Below are 3691 nucleotides of genomic sequence, written 5' to 3'. Positions count from 1 at the left end.
GCACGTTCGTCGGCTGGAATAGGGCTCGTATTGGTTCGTCACGAGTAACCGAGCGGATGGAAACGGGGACGTTGCCCGTTTCAGTGCACGAACCGAACCCTGAGTTGGCAGTACGGGCGGGTCTCACTTGCCGAACTCGGTGTCGCTCGCGACATGAACTTCCCCTCCCCGGCCTGGTATGCGACGCGGACACAGCGCCCGCATCCATACTCGATTCATCTCCAACGTCCCACAAGCGCGACCGTGCTGGGCCGCGCCGAAGCCGATACTCGAAAACCCACCGCCAACACCTCCAGCGGCTTACAAAGATACAACATTGGCAGCAGCCTGTTGTGCAGTAGTCATAAGGACCATCGACGACCGCTTCCAGCCTGTTACAGGAGTGACCTCGGTCGCCACTCCAACGTGCGTAATTCGTCCGATCGAATGACTGCTCGATAACGCGGATGCAACGGCTCGGATTATTCAACCGACTGCAAGATCGGAAAATGCTCGATTTACCGACTTCATGATTGTTTACGATGAAGGCCTGCGACGCCCGTTCACCAGGACCATGCCGAGCGCGCCTACAGCGGCGAGACACAGGACCAGCTCGGATCCGAAGCCCACCCGCGTGGCGACGGTGTTCGTCCGCCGCAGGGCAACACTGGACACGAGCACATCTGGTGTGAAGAGCGGCGTCTGTTGCAGCACGTCGCCGTCGGGCGCGACTATTGCGCTGACACCGCTCGTCGCGGCCACCACCACAGTCCGTCCGTGTTCGACCGCCCGAACTCGCGACATCGCCAGTTGTTGGTAGGTCATTTCGGTGTCGCCGAATGTCGCGTTGTTGGTCGGAATCGCAATGAATTCTGCGCCGGATCGGACAGATTCTTCGAGAGCGCGATCGAATGCGACCTCGTAACACGTCGCTATCCCGGCGGCTATTCCTGCGGCGTGGACCACTCCGTTACCGCTACCAGGGACAAAATATCCCGCCCGGTCGGCATATTCGGAAAACAAACGAAAAAAGCTTCGATAGGGCAAGTACTCGCCGAACGGTTGAATTATCTTTTTGTCGTGTCGCTCGCCAGGGCCGTCGTCACCGTTCCAAGCAATGACGGAATTCGAGTTCGTACCATCGGCATTGACGAGCACAGTGCCCACGAGAATCGGCGCACCGATGGCAACCGATGCCTGTGTGATGAGAGTCGCAGCGTCGGAATTTCTCAACGGGTCGATATCGGACGCGTTCTCCGGCCACACGACGAGATCGGGTGCCGGTTGTCTGCCTGCCTCCACATCGGCTGCCAGAGTCATGGTCGCCCGAACGTGATTGTCCAGAACAGCGCGGCGCTGTGCGTTGAAATCCAGGCCCAACCGCGGAACGCTGCCCTGCACCGCAGCGATGGTGACCGTGCGTTCTCCATCCTTTGCGTCGTTGGTGTGCAGAGTCGGCAGCAGAGCAACGGCGACGATGGACGCAACCGTCGTCGCAGCCACGGGAACGACGAAGGAGCGCACATTTCGCGGGCGCCGGCTCGCCAGGATCAGTGCGGCCAGGCCGGCTCCGCTCAGGGCCACCCCGAAAGAGAGCAGCGGTGCACCTCCCACGCTCGCCAATGGCAGCAGCCAGCCCTCGGGTTGTCCGAAGGCCAGCCGACCCCATGGGAAGCCGCCGAACGGAATGCTCGATCGCAGCCATTCGGTCAGACTCCACACCAACGGCATCGACAGTGGCCACCAGGCACTTCTCGCCGCGATCACGGCGAGTACCCCGAACAATCCCACGAAGACGGACTCGGCAGCGGCCAACGCCAACCACGGCATCGGCCCCACGTAGACACCGATCCACGGCAACAGCGGAACGAAGAATCCGAGTCCGGCGGCATATCCGCAGCCGAAGCCTGCCTTCAGGGACACCGATCGCCGACCGCCGAAGCCGGTCAGGACCAGCGCCAGGACCGCAATGCCGATCGGTGCCAGGAACCACAGGGTCCGTGGAGGGAAGCTTGCGAAGATCAGAATTCCGGCTCCGACCGAGAGCAGGGTCGACTCCACAGCCCTGCGCAGACGATCACCCCGTGACGCGGGTTTCGGGACCGCCGGAATGCTGTCACTCTTCATGGATGACCCTGCCGCGATGCACGGTCATGGAACAACGCGGGCTCTCGGCAGACGCGTCGAGGCTGGGCAGCGGTGACACCCCAGCACGTGGGTCCGTCGACCACCGTTGGACGCTGTCTTTCGGTGCCCGTACGACGAGTTCGTCGACGTCCCACACCGCGAAGGACGCGGGCGCACCCGGCACCAGCGTGCCGGCCAGGCCGTCCCGGACTCCGCCTGCGCGCCACGCTCCCCGCGTCGCGGCGGAGAACGCAGCCCGGGGCGAAACGGCGCTGCCAGGCGTGTGGTGGTTGACGGCGGCTCTCGTCGTCGCCCATGGATCGAGGCGAGTCACCGGTGCGTCGGAACCGAAAGCGAGGGCGACGCCGGCCGAGGCCAATCGGGCGAACGGGTGGAGTGCGGCGCTGCGTTCGGCACCGAGCCGTGCTGAATACAGTCGGTCCGAACCGCCCCACAGTGCGTCGAACAGCGGTTGCACGCTGGCGATCACGCCCCACGAGGCCAGAAGATCGGCTTGTTCCGGTGTCACCATCGACAGATGTTCGAGCCGGTGTCCGCATGCAGCGACGGCAGGTGTGCCGAGTTCGGCCACCACACGCGCGAAGGCAGTCACGGTTGCCGTGACTGCCGCATCTCCGATGACGTGGAATCCGGCTTGGACTCCGGCCGCGGTACAGGCCGAGATGTGCGCGGTGATCGCATCGACGTCGAGGTAGGAGACTCCCGTTCCGGGGTCGTCCGCATACGGCGACGACAACCATGCGGTTCGCGATCCCAGTGATCCATCGACGAAGATGTCGCCGGCCAGGCCGTGGGCCCCGGTCTCGGCGAGCAGCTGCCGTGCCCGTTCGGCCGTGTCGACCGGCTCGCCCCAATAACCGCGAACTTCCACGCCGTGTTCGGTTGCCATCAGTTCACGGAAGTCCTCGATGCCCGACACGATCTGGCCCCCGTTCTCGTGTACGGCGACAATTCCCTGCGTTGCGGCGTGGTCGAGCGCCGCCCTCCGGGCCCGAGTGCGAGTGTCCGGGGTGAGCATGGCGCGAGCCGTCAGCCGCGCAAGGTGGTGTGCATCGGCGGTGAGTGGGGCCTGCGGCGAGAACCCCGCCGCGGCGTCGATTCCCGATGACGCTGCCCGCAACGGAGTCGAGACGGCAGCGGAGTGAGAATCGACACGCGTGAGATAGACCGGGCGGCCCGGAGCTGCTGCATCGAGATCGGACGTCGTCGGTGGGCGGTGTTCGATCCACTCCGATTCGTCCCAGCCGTGCCCCCACACGAGCGCGTCCGACGTCTTCGCGGCGTACTCGGCGAGTGCGCGCATGCAGTCGTCGAGGGAACGACAGTGGGACAGATCCAGTCCGATCAGAGACAACCCCAGATCGGTGACGTGTACATGCGTGTCGACGAAAGCCGGTGCCACGAAGGAGCCGTCCAGGTCGGTTACCGGCACGCCGGGATGTAGCGCACGGCCGGTGCGATCCTCACCGATCCAACTGACGACTCCGTCGGTCACGGCCATGGCGGTGGCGTCGGAGGCCATCGGACTGTAGATCCGTCCGCCGCAGAACAATTCGGTGGTCAC

General features: G+C 64.4%; 2 protein-coding genes. Both read right to left on the bottom strand.

Annotated features, from left to right (window positions below; translation table 11 throughout):
• Positions 1 to 516: 516 nt before the first annotated feature.
• Positions 517 to 2106, bottom strand: a complete 1590-nt coding sequence (lnt, locus tag AC5WEY_RS15085) for an apolipoprotein N-acyltransferase (RefSeq protein ID WP_495646425.1) — start codon at positions 2104 to 2106, stop codon at positions 517 to 519.
• Complete coding sequence (locus tag AC5WEY_RS15080; RefSeq protein ID WP_495646424.1) at positions 2096 to 3691, bottom strand: amidohydrolase; 1596 nt, start codon at positions 3689 to 3691, stop codon at positions 2096 to 2098. The genes lnt and AC5WEY_RS15080 overlap by 11 nt, the downstream gene beginning before the upstream one ends.

This window comes from Rhodococcoides sp. S146-33 (assembly GCF_059489205.1).
This window is presented reverse-complemented; position numbering and strand designations above follow the sequence as displayed.